We start from the raw sequence: 1,412 nt of genomic DNA, 5'->3' as shown, positions 1-1,412 counted from the left end.
TAATGCCAGTCACTTAAGGCATTGACCTGGTGGCTGCCAGAGCTAAAACGGATTCATGTCCAACCATGAATCCGTTTTTTATTATGGCTCTCCAACTTGACCTGGACTATGCAGCTGAGCTGGCACCGCATGAGTTCGAGCGTTTTGCCAGCCTGATCGATCCATCGTGGGTCGACGAAGCCTTGAAGCAAACCGGAACTGTATCGCTACGTCGGCGGCGTCTGCCGGCTGAGCGGATGGTCTGGCTGGTAATCGGGCTGGCCTTGTTTCGTAATGAACCGATCTGGCATATCGTTCAGCAGCTCGATCTGGCCGATGGGCCGCCATCGAGCACACCTGTTCCCAGTGCTGCAGTAGCAGGTCGTGAGCGATTGGGAGAGGCGCCGATGGCATGGTTATTCGAGCGTCTGGCAAGCTGCTGGGCAAGCGCCGCCATACCTGAGCACGGGCTATTTCATGGATTGCGAAGCTACGCCGTTGATGGCGTTGTATGGTCGTTGCCTGACACGCCAGCCAATGGCGAGAAGTTCAGGCGAGGCTCGAACGAAAGAACTTGCGGCGCGTGGCCGCAATTGCGTGCGGTCTGTTTGATGGACACCTGCACCCATCTGATCCGTGCCGCCGAGTTTGGCGATTACGGCACCGCAGAACTGTCCTTTGCAAAACCGCTCATGCACAAGGTGCCGGACGACTCGCTGACGATCTTCGACCGCGCTTATTTCTCGGCTGCGTTTTTACTCGACTGGCAGCAGGCGGGTCGGCAAAAACATTGGCTTTTGCGGGCCAGAGCGGGATTGCGTTATGAAGTGATTTGCCAACTCACTCCCGATGACTGCTTGGTGAGTCTTCCAGTGTCGCCCCAGGCACGCAAGCAGCGCCCGGACTTGCCGGCCCGTTGGCAAGCACGGCTCATCAAGTGCAAGATCGGTGGAGAGCCTCGCCAGTTTCTTACCTCCTTGTGCGACGCCCACCGCTTTCCGGCACGCGAGATCGCCGCGCACTACATGCAGCGCTGGGAGATCGAATTGGGATTCAGGGAAATCAAGCAGGGCATGCAGAAGAATGCGACGACGCTGCGTAGCAAATTGCCGGAGTTGGTGCGTCAGGAAGTATGGGGCACGCTCATTGCCTACAACCTGCTGCGCCATGAAATCGCCCAAATGGCCGACGAGCTGCACGTGCCACCACAGCGCCTGAGTTTTCAATGGCTAGCTTTGGCCATTACCACGGCCTTGTACCACTGGCCGTTGCAAACACCGGGCACCTTCCCCAAGCGCTTGGCGTTCTTACGCGAGCAGGCGCGCGCCTATCTTTTGCCGGAACGTCGAGCGCGATCTTTTCCAAGAGCAGTCAAACAGCCCAGATCCAAGTTTCCAATGAAAAATGCCAGTCAGCTTAACTGACTGGCATTA

At 57.2% G+C, this 1,412-nt stretch carries 1 protein-coding gene; it reads left to right on the top strand.

The window, feature by feature from the left end; all coding sequences use genetic code 11:
* Window positions 1–65: 65 nt before the first annotated feature.
* A complete protein-coding gene (locus tag NX782_RS26175) occupies window positions 66–1,403 on the top strand; it encodes an IS4 family transposase (RefSeq protein ID WP_258848432.1) in 1,338 nt (445 codons plus the stop codon).
* Window positions 1,404–1,412 lie beyond the last annotated feature (9 nt).

Source organism: Massilia norwichensis (assembly GCF_024753245.1).
GTDB lineage: Bacteria > Pseudomonadota > Gammaproteobacteria > Burkholderiales > Burkholderiaceae_D > Telluria > Telluria norwichensis.
This window is presented reverse-complemented; position numbering and strand designations above follow the sequence as displayed.